At 70.1% G+C, this 16,376-nt stretch carries 18 protein-coding genes; 15 read left to right on the top strand and 3 right to left on the bottom strand.

The features are described 5' to 3' along the window. Positions 1–147: 147 nt before the first annotated feature. Positions 148–1,119: a hypothetical protein gene (locus ROT00_RS11125; protein ID WP_404774842.1), complete on the top strand. Its 972-nt coding sequence runs from the start codon at positions 148–150 to the stop codon at positions 1,117–1,119. 53 nt (positions 1,120–1,172) lie between these two features. Here ROT00_RS11125 and epsC read toward each other — a convergent pair whose 3' ends face one another. Next, the gene (gene epsC / locus ROT00_RS11120) at positions 1,173–1,757 is read right to left on the bottom strand and encodes a serine O-acetyltransferase EpsC (RefSeq protein ID WP_404774879.1); all 585 of its coding nucleotides are present in this window, start codon (positions 1,755–1,757) and stop codon (positions 1,173–1,175) included. A 4-nt stretch (positions 1,758–1,761) separates the two neighbouring features. Further along, complete coding sequence (cysK, locus tag ROT00_RS11115) at positions 1,762–2,697, bottom strand: cysteine synthase A (protein WP_404774840.1); 936 nt, start codon at positions 2,695–2,697, stop codon at positions 1,762–1,764. A 111-nt stretch (positions 2,698–2,808) separates the two neighbouring features. Between cysK and prmC the strand changes: the two genes are divergently transcribed. After that, the gene (gene prmC / locus ROT00_RS11110) at positions 2,809–3,687 is read left to right on the top strand and encodes a peptide chain release factor N(5)-glutamine methyltransferase (protein ID WP_404774838.1); all 879 of its coding nucleotides are present in this window, start codon (positions 2,809–2,811) and stop codon (positions 3,685–3,687) included. A gap of 9 nt (positions 3,688–3,696) precedes the next feature. Here prmC and ROT00_RS11105 read toward each other — a convergent pair whose 3' ends face one another. Continuing rightward, the gene (locus tag ROT00_RS11105) at positions 3,697–4,734 is read right to left on the bottom strand and encodes a TetR/AcrR family transcriptional regulator C-terminal domain-containing protein (protein WP_404774836.1); all 1,038 of its coding nucleotides are present in this window, start codon (positions 4,732–4,734) and stop codon (positions 3,697–3,699) included. A gap of 114 nt (positions 4,735–4,848) precedes the next feature. On the opposite strand from ROT00_RS11105, the gene ROT00_RS11100 reads away from it, so the two are divergent. From ROT00_RS11100 to ROT00_RS11040, 13 genes are all read left to right on the top strand, one after another. After that, positions 4,849–5,778 carry an ATP-binding cassette domain-containing protein gene (locus ROT00_RS11100; RefSeq protein ID WP_404774835.1) on the top strand — a complete coding sequence of 310 codons (930 nt, stop codon included), beginning with the start codon at positions 4,849–4,851 and terminating at the stop codon, positions 5,776–5,778. Between the two features lie 25 nt (positions 5,779–5,803). Next, positions 5,804–6,631, top strand: a complete 828-nt coding sequence (locus tag ROT00_RS11095; RefSeq protein WP_404774833.1) for an ABC transporter permease — start codon at positions 5,804–5,806, stop codon at positions 6,629–6,631. A gap of 104 nt (positions 6,632–6,735) precedes the next feature. Next, positions 6,736–7,551: an L-threonylcarbamoyladenylate synthase gene (locus tag ROT00_RS11090; protein ID WP_404774831.1), complete on the top strand. Its 816-nt coding sequence runs from the start codon at positions 6,736–6,738 to the stop codon at positions 7,549–7,551. Next, entirely contained in the window at positions 7,548–8,828 is a 1,281-nt protein-coding gene (locus tag ROT00_RS11085; RefSeq protein WP_404774829.1) for an MraY family glycosyltransferase, read from the top strand. Before ROT00_RS11090 ends, ROT00_RS11085 begins: the two co-directional genes overlap by 4 nt. Further along, entirely contained in the window at positions 8,825–9,298 is a 474-nt protein-coding gene (locus ROT00_RS11080) for a Cg1360 family ATP-synthase-associated protein (protein ID WP_404774827.1), read from the top strand. The genes ROT00_RS11085 and ROT00_RS11080 overlap by 4 nt, the downstream gene beginning before the upstream one ends. Positions 9,299–9,495: 197 nt before the next feature. Beyond that, the gene (gene atpB, locus ROT00_RS11075) at positions 9,496–10,275 is read left to right on the top strand and encodes a F0F1 ATP synthase subunit A (RefSeq protein WP_404774825.1); all 780 of its coding nucleotides are present in this window, start codon (positions 9,496–9,498) and stop codon (positions 10,273–10,275) included. A 45-nt stretch (positions 10,276–10,320) separates the two neighbouring features. Next, positions 10,321–10,557, top strand: a complete 237-nt coding sequence (atpE, locus tag ROT00_RS11070) for an ATP synthase F0 subunit C (RefSeq protein WP_108390493.1) — start codon at positions 10,321–10,323, stop codon at positions 10,555–10,557. Between the two features lie 30 nt (positions 10,558–10,587). Next, positions 10,588–11,148 (top strand): F0F1 ATP synthase subunit B, encoded by a 561-nt coding sequence (locus ROT00_RS11065; protein WP_243568764.1) that lies wholly within the window; start codon positions 10,588–10,590, stop codon positions 11,146–11,148. A gap of 3 nt (positions 11,149–11,151) precedes the next feature. Then, positions 11,152–11,943, top strand: coding sequence for a F0F1 ATP synthase subunit delta (locus tag ROT00_RS11060; RefSeq protein WP_404774823.1), 792 nt, complete (start codon positions 11,152–11,154; stop codon positions 11,941–11,943). An 87-nt stretch (positions 11,944–12,030) separates the two neighbouring features. Next, complete coding sequence (atpA, locus tag ROT00_RS11055) at positions 12,031–13,671, top strand: F0F1 ATP synthase subunit alpha (RefSeq protein WP_404774821.1); 1,641 nt, start codon at positions 12,031–12,033, stop codon at positions 13,669–13,671. Between the two features lie 44 nt (positions 13,672–13,715). Next, entirely contained in the window at positions 13,716–14,612 is an 897-nt protein-coding gene (locus ROT00_RS11050) for a F0F1 ATP synthase subunit gamma (protein WP_251202418.1), read from the top strand. A gap of 22 nt (positions 14,613–14,634) precedes the next feature. Continuing rightward, positions 14,635–16,089, top strand: coding sequence for a F0F1 ATP synthase subunit beta (gene atpD / locus ROT00_RS11045; RefSeq protein ID WP_404774819.1), 1,455 nt, complete (start codon positions 14,635–14,637; stop codon positions 16,087–16,089). Between the two features lie 2 nt (positions 16,090–16,091). Then, a complete protein-coding gene (locus ROT00_RS11040; RefSeq protein ID WP_251202420.1) occupies positions 16,092–16,352 on the top strand; it encodes a F0F1 ATP synthase subunit epsilon in 261 nt (86 codons plus the stop codon). The last annotated feature ends 24 nt before the right edge of the window (positions 16,353–16,376 follow it).

The following is a 16,376-nucleotide window of genomic DNA, read 5'->3' as shown; positions in this document are numbered from 1 at the left end:
ACGCTGGCGCGCCACTTCCGTGGCCGAGCGCGCGGCGTCGACGGCTGGGTCACTCGTCCCTCCTCCACATCGCGGCGCGCTGCGGCGTCCTCCACGGAACACGCCCGCGCCCCCGAACCGGATCCCGCACGGCCTGATGCTGGGGCGGTGACCAGCAGTTCCGATGACTCCTCGCCCCTGCCGATCGATCGCCATCGGCTCATCCACGCGTCCACGGTGCTGCGCACCGGGCAGCAGGCGCAGCTCCTCCGGGCGGTGCGCGCAGGCGAGGTGCAGCGCGTGCGACGGGGCGTCTACTCGCCGGTCGGCGCCGACCCGCCGCTGCGCGGCGCCGACCGTCACCTCCTGACCGCGTTCGCCGCGGCCGCGCAGCGAGATCATCCGGTCTTCGCGGGCTACACCTCCGCGCTGCTGCACGGGATGCCGGCGGTCGGTGCGATTCCCTCGCAGGTGACGCTCCTCGGGAGCGGCGCCTCCGGGCGCATCCGCAATGGCGTCATCGAACTGGGGCGTCGCGACGATACGGTCGTCGAGACGCGGGGCGGCGTCCGACTCGCCTCGCTCGCCGACTCGGTGCTCGAGGTCGGCCGCCGTTCGCCGCTCGTGACGGCGCTCGCGATGGTGGATGCGGCGATCGGTCGTCGGCTCGAGGGCGATCGGCGTCCCGTGTGCACCCTCGACGAGCTCGTGGCGATCGTCGAGCGTCGGCGCCCGTTCCGGGGGAGTCAGCGGGTTGCGGCGGTCCTCGCTCGCGCCGACCCCGCGACCGAGAGTCCGCTCGAGTCGTTGAGCAGGCTGCGGTTCGAGGAGTACGGCTTCCCCCCGCCGCGCACGCAGCACGAGATCGCGCTGGCCGACGGGCGGGTCGCCCGGCTCGATTTCGCCTGGCCGGGCCTGGGGGTCTGGGGCGAGGCCGACGGCATCGCCAAGTACGGCGGCGGCGGCCAGCGCGCGGCGACGACCGTCATCGAGGAGAAATGGAGGGAGGACGCGATTCGAGCCACGACGGGATGGCGCTGCGTGCGCTGGAGCTGGCAGGACGCGTGGCGGGGCGCACCGCTCGCGCGAGCCCTGCACGCGGCAGGCGTGCCGACGAGCGGGTTGCCGAGGCGACGGTGAAGCGGCGAGGCGCGATTTTCGAGGCGCGGCGTCGCAGATCTGCAGTGTCGGCTTCAGATCTGCCAGTGCCAGTCGTGCACGCCGCGCGCGGCGTCGGCCGCCGCGTTCGAGAGCGGGCGCACCGTGGCGGGTACGCCGACGACGAGCGAGTGGGGCGGGGCGTCCTTCGTGACGACCGCGTTCGCGCCCACCGCGCTGCCTGCGCCGATCGTGATGTCGCCGAGCACCTTCGCACCCGCCCCGACCGTGACGCCGTCCTCCAGGGTGGGGTGCCGCTTGGTCCCCGGCGGGGTGTTGCGAGGGGCCTTCCCGCCGAGCGTGACGCCGTGGTACAGCATGACGTCGTCGCCGATGATCGTGGTCTCGCCGATGACGACGCCCATGCCGTGGTCGATGAAGAAGCGCCGTCCGATCGTGGCGCCGGGGTGGATCTCGATGCCCGTCAGGAAGCGCGCGAACTGCGACACGAGCCGGGCGAGGAAGCGCCAGCGCCGGTGCCACAGCCGATGCGTCAATCGGTACGTCCAGATGGCGTGGAGTCCCGAATACACGAGGAAGACCTCGAGACCGCCCCGTGCGGCGGGATCGTGCGCACGGGCGGTCGCGAGGTCTTCCTTCAGGCGCGAGAAGATCGTCACCCGATCAGTCAAGCAGACCTTCGTACAGCACCGTGGACAGGTACCGCTCGCCGTAGCTCGCGACGATCACGACGATCGTCTTGCCGGCGTTCTCGGGCCGCTTCGCGAGTTCGAGCGCGGCGTAGACCGTGGCGCCCGAGGAGATGCCGCCGAGGATGCCCTCCTCCTGCCCGAGCCGGCGCGCGGTCGCGACGGCCTGGTCGATGTTGACGTCGATGATCTCGTCGTAGACCTCGCGGTCGAGCACGGCCGGCACGAAGTTCGCGCCGATGCCCTGGATCTTGTGCGGGCCGGGCTCGCCGCCGTTCAGGATGGGCGACTCCGCGGGCTCCACGCCCACGATCTTCACCTCGGGCTTGCGCTCCTTCAGCACCTGGCCGGTGCCGGTGAGGGTGCCGCCGGTGCCGATGCCCGACACGAAGATGTCGACGCCGCCGTCGGTGTCGGCCCAGACCTCCTCCGCGGTGGTCTTGCGGTGGATCTCGACGTTCGCCTCGTTCTCGAACTGGCGCGCGAGGATGGCGCCCGGCGTCGACGCGGCGATCTCCTCCGCCTTCGCGACGGCGCCGCGCATGCCCTCGGAGCCGGGGGTGAGCACGAGCTCGGCCCCGTAGGCCTTCAGCAGCGCCTTGCGCTCGGCGGACATGGTCTCGGGCATCGCGAGGATGACCCGGTAGCCGCGGGCCGCACCGATGAGGGCGAGCGCGATGCCGGTGTTGCCGCTCGTGCCCTCGACGATGGTGCCGCCGGGCTTCAAATCGCCGGATGCCTCGGCGGCGTCGACGATGCCGACGCCGAGCCGGTCCTTCACGCTCGCCGAGGGGTTGTAGAACTCGAGCTTCGCGAGCACCGTCGCGCCGGCGCCTTCGGTGAGCCGGTTCAGGCGCACGAGCGGGGTGCCGCCGAACGTGCGGGTGATGTCGTCGTAGATCTTGGCCATCTGGAGCCCCTCTCGGAGAGCAACGTGTCGGGCGCGCGGAGCGCGACGTGATCGGGCGATGCCAGACTACGGCGGGAGTCTCACAGCCGGGTGTGCGTTACATTCCATTGCGTGAATCAGTTCGAGCCGCCCGCCCGTTCCCTGCGTCAGCTGCGGGAGGAGACGGTCGCCCGGCTCACGGCCGCGGGGGTGCCCGATCCGGAGGTCGACGCCGAGCTCCTGCTCGGCCACGTGCTCGGGCTGAGCCGCGGCGGTGTGCAGGCGAAGCTCGTGGTCGGCGCCGAGGTGGCCGACGCGGATGCCGCGACGCTCGACGGCCTCGTGGCCCGCCGCATGCGGCGGGAGCCGCTGCAGCACCTCACCGGACGGGCGGCGTTCCGCTCGCTCGAGCTGCACGTGGGGCCGGGGGTGTTCGTGCCGCGGCCCGAGACCGAGCAGGTGACCGAGCTCGCCGTGGAGGCGCTCCGCGCGGTCGCCGCGCGGGAGCCGGTCGCCGTCGACCTCGGCAGCGGCAGCGGCGCGATCGCGATCGCGCTCGCGACCGAGGTACCGCACGCTCGTGTCTACGCGGTCGAGAAGTCGGACGACGCGATCGATTGGACGCGCCGCAACGTCGAGGAGCTGGCCGGCGGCAACCTCGCCCTGGTGCACGGCGACCTCGCCGACGCCCTCCCCGAGCTCGACGGCACCGTCGACCTCGTGATCTCGAACCCGCCCTATGTTCCCGACGAGGCGGTGCCCCGTGACCCCGAGGTCTGGCTGCACGACCCGGCGATGGCGCTCTACGGCGGCGCCGACGGCCTCGACGTCGTGCGGGTGCTCTCGCAGCGCGCGCTCCGGTTGCTGCGGCCGGGCGGCCTCCTCGTGATCGAGCACGGGGAGCTGCAGGCGGCGCCGATCGCGGCGCTCCTCGCCGGCGACGGCTGGCGGGGCATCTCGCACCACCGCGATCTGACGGCCAGGGACCGGGCGACCACGGCGCTGCGGTGAGCCCCGCGACTAGCCCTGGCGCGCAGCCTTCTGCTTCCCCTGCACCGCCTTCTCGCGCGCGTGCTGCTCGCGTTCGCGTGCCTGCTTGACCGCCTCGCGCTCGCGCTTCTGCGCCTCGCGGAGGGCCTTCTCGGCCTCGCGCACGCGCTGCTCGGCCTCCTTCCGCGCCTTCGCCGCCTCGCGGACCTTCGGATCGCGGGGGAGCGCGAGCAGGGGGTCGAGACCCTCGTCGTGCGCCGGCGGCGCTGCCGCGCCGTGCGCGTGCGTCTCGCCGTCGCTCACCCCGGACTCGATCCGATCGAGGTGGTACTGGAGTCCGTCGAGGATCCGTTCGAGGCCGAATGCGAAGTCGGTGTCGGCATCCTCCTCGGCATCGTCCGCCGGAGGCACGTAGCCGCCGGCGGCGAAGAGCGGGCTGAGCGCGGGGAAGCGCTCCGGGGTGACGAGCTCCGCGAGGGCGGCGAAGACGCCCGCGCCCGCCTCGCCCTGCGCGACCGCGGCGGCGCCGAGGTCGCGTTCCTGCGCGCTGGTGGCGCGCACGTACGCCGTCAGGAGGAGGAGTGCCGACATCTTCTCGCCGTCGCTCAGCGGGAGCTCGCGGACCTCGTGCAGGAACCAGTCGACGATGTGCAGGCTGTTCGGGGTGATCGGCGCCCCGGAGATGGGGATGTCGACGAGCCAGGGGTGTTCGCGATAGGTGGAGCGGATGCCGAGCACCCAGGCGGTGACGCCCGCGCGCCAGTCCCGAGCGAGTGACTCCGCGGGCTGCACCGGCAGGCTCGCGCCCTCCTGCATGAGGAGCACGAGGTCGTCCTTGCTCGTCACGTAGCGGTAGAGCGACATCGTCGTGAAGCCGAGCGCGGTGGCGACGCGGCTCATCGAGACGGCGGCGAGGCCCTCGGCGTCGGCGATCTCGATCGCAGCGTCCACGATCCGCTCGATCGAGAGCTCGCGCTTGGGCCCGCGCTGCGGGTGCGCGGCGACGCCCCAGGCGAGCGCGACCCCGCGGGGGAGCTCGGGGTCGGCGGTCGGCTCTGGCTGGTTCACGCGGCGCTCCTCGAATCGGCTTGACGACAGTCTAGAACTGTGTATTACTTAAACAACTGTTAGCCACATACACAGTTTGCGTCATACGCAGACACTGACCGAAAGGAACGCACCGTGGAACTCGCCATCGAAGCCCGCGGGCTGCGGAAGAGGTACGGGCGCACCGAGGTGCTCTCCGGACTCGATCTCGCAGTCCCGGCCGGCAGCGTCTTCGCACTGCTCGGCCCGAACGGCGCCGGCAAGACGACCACCATCGGCATCCTCACGACGCTCGTCCGGCCCGACGCCGGGGAGGCGACCGTCGTCGGCGCCGACGTCCGCACCGCCCCGGGGGAGGTGCAGCGCCGGATCGCGCTCACCGGCCAGTCCGCGGCGGTCGACGGGCAGCTCACCGCCGTCGAGAACCTCGTCATGCTCGGTCGGCTCTCCGGTCTCGGGCGGAGGCGCGCCAAGGCGAAGGCGACGGAGCTCCTGGAGCGCTTCGAGCTCGAGGGTGCGGCGAAGCGCCGGGTGAGCACCTTCTCCGGGGGCATGCGCCGCCGCCTCGACCTCTCCCTGAGCCTCGTCGTCGACGTGCCCGTCCTCTTCCTCGACGAGCCGACGACCGGTCTCGACACCCGCAGCCGCCAGGAGCTCTGGGCGATCATCCGCTCGCTCGCCGACGCGGGCACGACCGTCTTCCTCACCACGCAGTACCTCGAGGAGGCCGACCGCCTCGCCGACCGGATCGCCGTGCTCGACCACGGCGTCATCGCGGCGGAGGGGACCGCGGCGGAGCTGAAGGCCCGCGTCGGCGGCGAGCTCGTCGAGCTGCGCGATGCGGATGGCGCGCTCCTCCGCGAGATCCCCACCGACGGCAGCGTGCACGCCCTCCGGGCGGCCATCGACGAGCTCGACCGCAGCGCGCTCGGCTCCGTGCCGGGCGCCAGGGTCGGCATCCGCCGTCCGAGCCTCGACGACGTGTTCCTCGCGATCACGGCCGGCGGAAGCGGAGCGGCCGCGTCCCCCGGCGCTCGCGACCGCGAGCTGCTCGAGGCGAAGTGACGGACGAGGCGACGAAAGGAAGATCATGACCACCAACGCCCCAGCCCTGTCCGTGCGCGGCGGCCCCGCCGCGTCCCGTGCGCTCCGACCGCGGATCCGCGGCACGGTCGCGGAGCGGGTCTTCGTGACCCGGAGCCTCCTGCAGGAGCTCCGCGACCCCGAAGCGCTCCTCATGGCCGTCGTCCTGCCGGTGATGCTGATGCTGATGTTCACCTTCATCTTCGGTCAGGCCATCGATCCGAGCGGAGGCTACGTCGACTACGTGGTGCCCGGCATCATCCTGCTCTGCGCCGGGTTCGGCGCGTCCTCGACCGCGGTGTCCGTGTCGCGGGACATGACGACCGGCATCATCGAACGGTTCCGGACGATGCCGCTGCGCAGCGGCGCGGTGCTCACCGGGCACGTCGTCGTCAGCGTCATCCGCAACCTCCTCGCGACCGCGGTCGTCATCGGCGTGGCGCTCCTCGTCGGGTTCCGGCCGAGCGCGTCGCCGCTCGAGTGGCTCGCGATGTTCGGGGTGGTGGCCCTCTACATCCTGGCGATCACCTACCTGTTCGCGGCGATCGGCCTCGCCGCGTCGAGCCCGGAGGCGGCGAGCGGATACGGCTTCATCCTGCTGTTCCTGCCGTACGTCTCGAGCGCCTTCGTCCCGGTCGCGACCATGCCCGACTGGCTCCGGCCGGTGGCGGAGCACCAGCCGATCACTCCGGTGATCGAGACGATCCGCTCCCTGCTCCTCGGCACCCCGCTCGGGAGCTCGGGGTGGGTCGCGCTCGCCTGGTGCGTCGGGATCGTCGCCGTCGCGGCGGTCTGGGGCGCGTGGCTGTTCCGGCGTAAGGCGGGGCGCCGCTGAGCGCTGGGAGGCGGGCGGATGCCCCGGCGCGCGCCGCCGGGGCATCCGCCGCGCGCCGGCCGAGGCAGCCGTCGCCCCGGCCCGCGGTCTAGAATCGGCAGGTCATGACTGCCATCTACGACTGCTCGGTCGACGCCCAGCTCCTCACCGGAATGCGCCTCGCCAGGGGCGCCATCGGCCGGGGCGAGCTCGTGGTGCTGCCGACCGACACCGTGTACGGGCTCGCGGCCGACGCGTTCACTCCGGCCGCCGTGCAGCGCCTCCTCGATGCGAAGGGCCGCGGTCGCAGCTCGCCGCCGCCCGTGCTCGTGCCCGGCATCCCCACGCTCGACGCCCTCGCCGCCGAGGTGCCGGACGCGGTCCGCGATCTCGTCGCGGCGTTCTGGCCCGGCGGCCTCACGGTGATCCTCCGCGCGCAGCCCTCGCTGCAGTGGGACCTGGGGGAGACCCGCGGCACCGTCGCGCTCCGGATGCCGTCGCACCCGATCGCCCTCGAGCTCCTGAGCGAGACGGGGCCGCTCGCGGTGTCGTCGGCGAACCTCTCGGGGCGGCCGAGCGCCACGACCGCGGCCGAGGCCGAGGCCATGCTCGGCGATGCGGTCGCGGTGTACCTCGAGGCCGGCCCGAGCGGCGCCGGGTACGATGCGGTCGGCGAACGGCCGGGCGACCTGTCGTCGACGATCGTGGATGCCACGGCGCTCGCCTCCGGCGGGCTGCTGCGCATCGCCCGCGCCGGCGTGATCACGCGCGAGCGCCTCGCCGAGGTGGTGGGGGAGGAGCTCCTGGCTCCCGCAGGCGGTGCGGACGCGGGTTCCGGTGCGGATGCCGCCGACGAGTCCGTCGCGGACAGGGATGCCGCGGCCGACGACGCCGCGTCGGCCGACGCCGGCCCGGGGGAGACGGACGCCGCCCGCTCATGACCCTGTTCGTCGCACTCGCGCTGCTCGCCGCGCTCGTCACCTTCGGCTGCGCGGTCGTCGTCTGGCGGCTCAGCCTGAAGTTCCGGCTGTACCCGAAGATCCGCGAGCGCGACGTGCACACCCGGCCGACGCCGCGGCTCGGCGGCATCGCCATGTTCATCGGCGTGCTCGCCGCCTTCGGCGCGGCCTGGTTCGTGTCCTCGCTCGGCTCGACCCGCTTCGCGAACGTGGCGATCATCTTCCAGAACCCGGGGCAGGTGCTCGCGATCCTCGGGGCGGCGCTGCTCATCGTGCTCATCGGCGTCGCCGACGACCTCTGGGACCTCGACTGGATGACGAAGCTCGCCGGCCAGTTCATCGCCGCGGGCCTCGTCACGTGGCAGGGCGTCTCGATCGTCTCGCTGCCGATCGGCGGCATCACGGTGGGCTCCTCGTGGATGTCCGCCGCGGTGACCGTGTTCGCGATCGTCCTCGTGATGAACGCGGTGAACTTCATCGACGGGCTCGACGGGCTCGTCGCCGGCGTCTCACTCATCGCGAACGGCGTGTTCTTCGTCTACACGTACCTGCTCGTGCAGCAGACCTCGCCGACCAACTACTTCAACCTCGCATCGATCATCGCCGTGGTGCTCGTCGGCGCGTGCGCGGGCTTCCTGCCGCTGAACTGGCGCCCGGCGAAGCTCTTCATGGGCGACGCGGGCGCCCTCCTCGTCGGGCTGCTGATGGCGACCTCGGCGATCTCGGTCACGGGGCAGTTGAACCCCGGCAGCGTGGGCTTCGAGCAGCTGTTCGCGGCGTTCATCCCGATCCTGCTCCCGTTCATCGTGCTGCTCATCCCGCTGCTCGACTTCGGCCTCGCGATCGTCCGCCGGCTGCGGGCCGGGAAGTCGCCGTTCGCGGCCGACCGCAAGCACCTGCACCACCGCCTCCTCGACATGGGGCACTCCCACTTGAACGCGGTGCTCATCTTCTACGGCTGGACCGCGGTCGCGTCGGTCGGCTGCCTCCTCACCTACGTCTTCCCCGTCTACTTCGGGATCGACGTGCTGTGGGCGTTCGTCTTCCTCGGGGTGGGCTTCGTCGTCTGCACCGCGCTGACGCTCGCCCCCCTGGGGCGCCGCAAGCGGCAGACCGTCGCCGCGGAGGAGCGCCCCGTGGAAGGGCCGGTGAACGCCGTGGCCGGCGAACCCGAGGTCCCGGTGCACGCCGACGGGCTCGACGAACTCGCAGCGACGCCCTCGGTAGAATCGGGCGACCCCGGAACAGGAGCCCGATGAACGCCGACGCCCCCGCCGACCGCACGCCCACCTCGAACCCGGTGCTCCGTCGAGCCCTCAGCTGGGGGGCGCTGCTCGCCGCGGTGATCCTCGTGGTGAGCTCCGTCCTGGGGCTCGTCTTCGCGGGGGTTCCCGGCCTCGTGAGCGCGCTGATCGGCACCGTCATGGCCGTCGTGTTCATGGGCATCACCTCGGCGAGCATCCTGCTCGCGAACCGCTACGCGAACAGCGACCTCTTCGTCGGCATCTTCTTCGGCGTCGTGCTCGGCGGCTGGATCGTGAAGTTCATCCTCTTCATCGTCCTCGTCGTCGTGCTGCGGGGCGTCGACTGGCTCGATCCGACCGTGCTGTTCCTCAGCATCGTGGCCGGCGTCCTCGCCTCGCTCGTGGTCGACGTGCTCGTCGTCGCGAAGTCCCGGCTGCCGTACGCGAGCGACGTCGAGCTCCCGAAGGCCCCCTCCGAAGACTGATTCGCGACGAAATTCCCGGCCAACGCGAATTCGTATCGATGTAGAAGTATTGCTAGAGTAGACAGCGATCCCCTACGGTTTGCGCCGCTCACGCGTGTGCGAAACCGTATCCGATGTTCGTCGTCGCGAGAGCCCCGCTCCACGCCCCGAAACAGGAGAACGCGCTGCTAGCACACGCTGTGAACCTGCTGGTTCCGATGTCAACCGATGATGGTGAATTCCACGGCCCGTCGATCGGTGAATTCTTCCCGGGCCCGCTCCTGTTCGAGGACACGCCCTTCGAGATCAACCGCATCATGCTGGTGCGCTTCGTCGCCGTCGCCGCGCTGCTCCTGATCTTCTGGCTCGGCACGCGCCGCATGCGCGTCGTCCCCGGCCGGTTCCAGAGCCTCGTCGAGATGGGGCTCGACGTCGTTCGCGTCAACATCGCCGAAGACCTGCTCGGCAAGAAGGACGGCAAGCGCTTCCTGCCGATCCTCACCACGATGTTCTTCATGGTGCTGTTCATGAACATCACGGGCGTCATCCCGTTCCTGAACATCGCCGGCACCTCCGTCATCGGTGTGCCGCTCGTCCTCGCGGTCGTCTCCTACATCACCTTCATCTACGCCGGTGTGCGGAAGAGCCCGAAGAACTTCTTCAAGAACTCGCTCTTCCCCTCGGGTGTCCCGTGGCCGGTGTACATCATCGTCACGCCGATCGAGCTCATCTCGACGTTCGTCATCCGCCCCGTCACGCTGACGCTGCGACTCATGATGAACATGATCGTCGGCCACCTGCTGCTCGTGCTCTTCTTCGCAGCCACGCAGTTCTTCTTCTTCACGGCGCCCGGGCTGTTCAAGCTCATGGGCGTGGGCAGCCTCGCCTTCGGCCTGGCGTTCACCCTCTTCGAGATCCTCGTCGCCGTGCTGCAGGCCTACGTCTTCGCTCTTCTCACCGCGGTCTACATCCAGCTCGCGGTCGCGGAAGAGCACTGAGCCGGGCAACCGCCCACACCAATCCCTAAGAAAGGAAACCCCAACGTGGACGCAACCACCGTTCTCGCTGAGATCAACGGCAACATCGCGACGGTCGGCTACGGTCTCGCTGCCATCGGCCCGGCCATCGGCGTGGGCATCGTCGTCGGCAAGACGATCGAGGGCGTGGCTCGCCAGCCCGAGCTCGCCGGCCGCCTCCAGGTGCTGATGTGGATCGGTATCGCCTTCACCGAGGCGCTCGCCTTCATCGGTATCGCCACCTACTTCATCTTCACCAACTAGTCCCCTTCCGCAGCGAGTTAGGAGGCCATCGTGCTTCACGCAGTACTCAAGGCTGCGACGGAGGAGTCGACGCAGAACCCGGTGATCCCGGAGTGGTACGACATCATCTGGTCGTCGGTCTGCTTCGTCATCATCCTCGTCTTCTTCTGGAAGTACGTGCTGCCGCGCGTCCAGAAGATGCTCGACGAGCGCGGCGAAGCCATCGAAGGCAACATCGCGAAGGCCGATGAGGCTCAGCGCAAGGCCGAGGCGGCGCTCGAGGAGTACACCGCCCAGCTCGCCGACGCGCGCGCCGAGGCCGGTCGCATCCGTGAGACCGCCCGCGAGGACGGCAAGCAGATCGTCGCCGAGGCCAAGGACACCGCGGTCGCCGAGGCCGCTCGCGTCACCGCGAGCGCGCAGGCGCAGATCGAGGCCGAGCGTCAGTCGGCGCTCGTCTCGCTGCGCAGCGAGGTCGGCACCATCGCGATCGACCTCGCCTCGGGCGTGGTCGGCGAGACGCTGTCCGACGACGCGAAGGCGAAGGCGGTCGTCGACCGCTTCCTCGCCGATCTCGAGGCCGACACGGCCACCGCCGGAGGGAAGAACTAGCCCATGGGGAGCGCCACGACCCAGGCCCTGGCCGCCACGCGCACCGCACTCGGTGCGCTCGGCCCGGCCGAGCTGTCGGTCGCGAGCGAACTGCTCGCCGCCGTTCGCGTGATCGGTGCCACGCCGCAGCTGCGCACCGCACTCACCGATAACGAGGCGGATGCCGCGCAGAAGCGCGCGCTCGTCGAGTCGGTCTTCGGTGGCAAGATCTCGGCCGGCGCGGCCTCGCTCCTCGTGAGCGCCGCGTCGAGCCGCTGGTCGAGCGCCACGGACTTCCTCGCGGGCGCCGAGGAGCTGGGCTTCCGGGTCGCCGCCCGGGCGTCGGGCGACGCGCAGGTCGACGCCGAGCTGTTCGCCTTCGACCGCACGGTCGCCGGCGACTCCGAGCTCGAGCTCGCGCTCGGCTCGAAGCTCGGCGGCCCCGAGCCGAAGGCGGCGCTCGTCGACCGCCTGCTGACCGGCAAGGCCTCGCCCGCGACGGTCGTCATCGTGCGTCACCTGGTGCAGCAGCCTCGCGGCCGCCGCATCGGCGAGATGCTCCGCGGTGCCGCATCCGTGGTGGCCGACGAGCGCGGCTTCGACGTCGCGACCGTCACCTCCGCCGTTCCGCTCACCGCCGAGCAGCTCGCCCGGCTCGAGCGCGGTCTCGCCGCACAGGCCGGCCGGCCCATCCGCTTCGACACCATCGTCGACCCGGCCGTCGTCGGCGGGGTCCGCGTGCAGATCGGCGACGACGTCATCGACGGCAGCGTCGCCAGCCGCCTCAACGAGCTGCGGCAGAAGCTTGCCGGCTGACGCCGGACGACAACGACCGGCGTCCCTCGCCGCGACACATCAGTAGCTGTACCGCGGTACAGGCCAGCCCAGGAAAAGGAAATGGCAATGGCAGAACTCTCCATCAGCCCCGACGAGATCCGTTCGGCTCTCTCGGAGTTCGCCCAGGCGTACGAGCCGGGCGCGGCGCAGAAGACCGAGGTCGGGTACGTCACCGACGCGGCCGACGGCATCGCCCACGTCGAGGGCCTGCCCTCGGTCATGGCGAACGAGCTCGTCCGCTTCGCCGACGGCACCCTGGGCCTCGCGCTGAACCTCGACGAGGACGAGATCGGTGTCGTCGTGCTCGGTGAGTTCACCGGCATCGAGGAGGGCATGGAGGTGACCCGCACGGGCGAGGTCCTCTCCGTCCCCGTGGGCGAGGGCTACCTCGGCCGCGTCGTCGACCCGCTGGGCAACCCGATCGACGGCCTCGGCGAGATCACCGGCATCGAGGGCCGTCGTGCTCTCGAGCTCCAGGCGCCCGGCGTCATGCAGCGCAAGAGCGTGCACGAGCCGCTCCAGACCGGCATCAAGGCGATCGACGCCATGATCCCCGTCGGCCGCGGCCAGCGTCAGCTGATCATCGGCGACCGCCAGACCGGCAAGACCGCGATCGCGATCGACACGATCATCAACCAGAAGGCGAACTGGGAGTCGGGCGACCCGACCAAGCAGGTCCGCTGCATCTACGTCGCGATCGGCCAGAAGGGCTCGACCATCGCGAGCGTGAAGGGCGCCCTCGAGGACGCCGGCGCGATGGAGTACACCACCATCGTCGCGGCCCCGGCCTCCGACCCGGCCGGCTTCAAGTACCTCGCCCCGTACACCGGCTCGGCCATCGGCCAGCAGTGGATGTACGCCGGCAAGCACGTGCTCATCGTGTTCGACGACCTGTCGAAGCAGGCCGAGGCCTACCGCGCCGTGTCGCTGCTCCTCCGCCGTCCGCCGGGCCGTGAGGCCTACCCGGGCGACGTGTTCTACCTGCACTCGCGTCTGCTCGAGCGCTGCGCCAAGCTCTCCGACGAGCTCGGTGCCGGTTCGATGACGGGTCTGCCCATCATCGAGACCAAGGCGAACGACGTCTCGGCGTACATCCCGACCAACGTGATCTCGATCACCGACGGCCAGATCTTCCTCCAGTCCGACCTCTTCAACGCCAACCAGCGTCCGGCGGTCGACGTGGGTATCTCGGTCTCGCGAGTCGGTGGTGACGCGCAGGTGAAGTCGATCAAGTCGGTCTCCGGCACGCTCAAGCTCGAGCTCGCCCAGTACCGCTCGCTCGAGGCCTTCGCGATGTTCGCGTCCGACCTCGACGCGGCCAGCCGTCGTCAGCTCGCTCGCGGTGCGCGCCTCACCGAGCTGCTCAAGCAGCCGCAGTACTCGCCGTACCCCGTCGAGGACCAGGTCGTCTCGATCTGGGCCGGCACGAAGGGCCACCTGGACGAGGTCCCGGTCGAGGACATCCTGCGCTTCGAGGCGGAGTTCCTCGACTACGTGCGCCGCAACTCGGACGCCCTCACGGTGCTCCGCGAGTCCAACAAGCTCGAGGACGAGACCATCGCCAAGCTCGAGTCGGCGATCGCGACCTTCAAGAGCGAGTTCCAGACCGGTGAGGGCAAGCCCCTCGCCTCGGTCGGCAGCGAGCAGTTCGAGGCCATCGCCGAGGAAGACGTCAACCAGGAGAAGATCGTCAAGGGTCGCCGCTGAGGCATCCGGCGATCTAGCCAGGTCACCAGGGATACAGGAGAGACATGGGAGCGCAACTTCGGGTCTACCGGCAGAAGATCAAGTCTGCCCAGACGACGAAGAAGATCACCAAGGCGATGGAGCTCATCGCCGCCTCGCGCATCCAGAAGGCGCAGGCACGAGTGACGGCGTCGTCGCCGTACTCGCGTGCCATCACCCGTGCCGTCTCGGCCGTGGCGACGTACTCCAACGTCGACCACGTGCTGACGACCGAGCCCGAGAAGATCGAGCGAGCGGCCGTCGTGATCCTCACGAGCGACCGAGGCCTCGCCGGCGCCTTCAATTCGCAGGTCCTGCGCGAGGCGGAGGAGCTCGCCGAGCTCCTCCGCTCGCAGGGCAAAGAGGTGGTGTACTTCCTCGTCGGACGCAAGGCGGTCGGGTACTTCCAGTTCCGCCACCGCGCGTTCGAGCAGCAGTGGACGGGCAGCTCGGAGAACCCCGAGTTCGAGCTGGCGAAGGAAGTCGCCGACGCCGTGCTCGAGGCCTTCCTCCGCGACGCCGCCGACGGCGGCGTCGACGAGATCCACGTCGTCTACAACACCTTCGTCAGCATGATGACGCAGACTCCGACGGTCGTGCGGCTGCTGCCGCTCGAAGTGGTCGAGGGCGTCGAAGAGCCGGATGCCACCGTGCAGCCGCTCTACGAGTTCGAGCCCGACGTCGAGACGGTGCTCGACGCGCTGCTTCCGGTGTACATCGAGAGCCGCATCTTCAACGCGCTCCTGCAGTCGGCGGCGGCCAAGCACGCCGCGACGCAGAAGGCGATGAAGTCGGCCTCCGATAACGCCGACAAGCTGATCACCGACTACACCCGCCTTGCGAACAACGCTCGCCAGGCCGAGATCACGCAGCAGATCTCCGAGATCGTGGGCGGCGCGGACGCGCTCGTCGTCGCCAAGTAGCAATCCAGAAAGAGTGAGCAGAATGACTGACACCATCGACATGGTCGCTGACCAGGCCGTCGCGGTCGGCCGGATCGCCCGCGTGACGGGCCCGGTCGTCGACATCGAGTTCCCGCACGACTCGATCCCCGAGATCTACAACGCCCTGACCACGCAGGTCACCATCGGCGGCGAGACCTCGACCCTGACGCTCGAGGTCGCCCAGCACCTCGGCGACGACGTCGTCCGTGCGATCGCCCTGAAGCCGACGGACGGCCTCGTCCGCGGCCAGGAGGTGACCGACAGCGGTTCGCCGATCTCGGTGCCCGTGGGCGACGTGACCAAGGGCAAGGTCTTCAACGTCATCGGCGAGGTGCTGAACCTCGAGCCGGGCGAGACCATCGAGGTCTCCGAGCGCTGGCCGATCCACCGCAAGCCCCCGGCCTTCGACCAGCTCGAGTCGAAGACGCAGCTCTTCGAGACCGGCATCAAGTCGATCGACCTCCTCACCCCGTACGTGCAGGGTGGAAAGATCGGCCTCTTCGGTGGTGCGGGCGTCGGCAAGACCGTCCTCATCCAGGAGATGATCCAGCGCGTCGCGCAGGACCACGGCGGTGTGTCGGTGTTCGCCGGTGTCGGCGAGCGCACCCGTGAGGGCAACGACCTCATCCACGAGATGGAGGAGGCGGGCGTCTTCGACAAGACCGCCCTCGTCTTCGGCCAGATGGACGAGCCGCCGGGCACGCGTCTCCGCGTCGCGCTCTCGGCCCTGACCATGGCCGAGTACTTCCGCGACGTGCAGAAGCAGGACGTGCTCCTCTTCATCGACAACATCTTCCGCTTCACGCAGGCGGGCTCCGAGGTGTCGACCCTGCTCGGCCGCATGCCGTCCGCGGTGGGGTACCAGCCGAACCTGGCCGACGAGATGGGCATCCTCCAGGAGCGCATCACCTCGACGCGCGGCCACTCGATCACCTCGCTGCAGGCGATCTACGTGCCCGCCGACGACTACACCGACCCGGCCCCGGCCACCACGTTCGCGCACCTCGACGCGACGACCGAGCTCTCGCGTGAGATCGCTTCGAAGGGTCTCTACCCGGCGATCGACCCGCTGACCTCGACGTCGCGCATCATGGACCCGCGGTACCTGGGCGCCGACCACTACCGCGTCGCGACCACGGTCAAGCAGATCCTCCAGAAGAACAAGGAACTGCAGGAGATCATCGCCATCCTCGGTGTCGACGAGCTCTCCGAGGAAGACAAGATCACCGTGTCGCGCGCGCGCCGGATCCAGCAGTTCCTCTCGCAGAACACCTACATGGCGAAGAAGTTCACGGGTGTCGAGGGCTCGACGGTTCCGCTGAAGGACACCATCGAGTCGTTCGACGCCATCGCCCGCGGTGACTTCGACCACGTCGCCGAGCAGGCCTTCTTCAACGTCGGCTCCATCTCGGACGTCGAGGAGAAGTGGGCGCAGATCCAGAAGGAGAACGGCTGATCATGGCCGCCCTCAATGTGAGCGTCGTCTCGGCCGACCAGGAAGTCTGGTCGGGCGAGGCGGCGATGGTGGTCGCGAAGACCGTCGAAGGCGAGATCGGCATCCTGCCGGGTCACGAGCCCATGCTCGCGATCCTCGCCGGCGGCGAGGTCCGCGTGACGCTGGACGGAGGGGAGAAGCTCACCGCGAACGCGGAGGACGGGTTCCTCTCGGTGCAGCAGAACTCGGTGCAGATCGTGGCGTCGCGCGCCGCGCTCGTCTGAGCGACCGACCTAGCTGAGAAGGAG

It is taken from the genome of Agromyces mediolanus, assembly GCF_044917495.1.
In the GTDB taxonomy this organism is placed as follows: domain Bacteria; phylum Actinomycetota; class Actinomycetes; order Actinomycetales; family Microbacteriaceae; genus Agromyces; species Agromyces mediolanus_B.
The sequence above is the reverse complement of the archived record's forward strand: the minus strand, read 5'-3'. Positions and strand labels throughout refer to the sequence as shown.

Coding starts and splice junctions, on each gene's coding strand:
- ROT00_RS11060 (WP_404774823.1), top strand. CDS start 11,152: ATGGGGAGCGCCACGACCCAGGCCCTGGCCGCCACGCGCACCGCACTC.
- ROT00_RS11095 (WP_404774833.1), top strand. CDS start 5,804: ATGACCACCAACGCCCCAGCCCTGTCCGTGCGCGGCGGCCCCGCCGCG.
- atpD (WP_404774819.1), top strand. CDS start 14,635: ATGACTGACACCATCGACATGGTCGCTGACCAGGCCGTCGCGGTCGGC.
- ROT00_RS11090 (WP_404774831.1), top strand. CDS start 6,736: ATGACTGCCATCTACGACTGCTCGGTCGACGCCCAGCTCCTCACCGGA.
- ROT00_RS11040 (WP_251202420.1), top strand. CDS start 16,092: ATGGCCGCCCTCAATGTGAGCGTCGTCTCGGCCGACCAGGAAGTCTGG.
- ROT00_RS11050 (WP_251202418.1), top strand. CDS start 13,716: ATGGGAGCGCAACTTCGGGTCTACCGGCAGAAGATCAAGTCTGCCCAG.
- cysK (WP_404774840.1), bottom strand. CDS start 2,697: ATGGCCAAGATCTACGACGACATCACCCGCACGTTCGGCGGCACCCCG.
- atpB (WP_404774825.1), top strand. CDS start 9,496: ATGTCAACCGATGATGGTGAATTCCACGGCCCGTCGATCGGTGAATTC.
- ROT00_RS11085 (WP_404774829.1), top strand. CDS start 7,548: ATGACCCTGTTCGTCGCACTCGCGCTGCTCGCCGCGCTCGTCACCTTC.
- atpA (WP_404774821.1), top strand. CDS start 12,031: ATGGCAGAACTCTCCATCAGCCCCGACGAGATCCGTTCGGCTCTCTCG.
- ROT00_RS11080 (WP_404774827.1), top strand. CDS start 8,825: ATGAACGCCGACGCCCCCGCCGACCGCACGCCCACCTCGAACCCGGTG.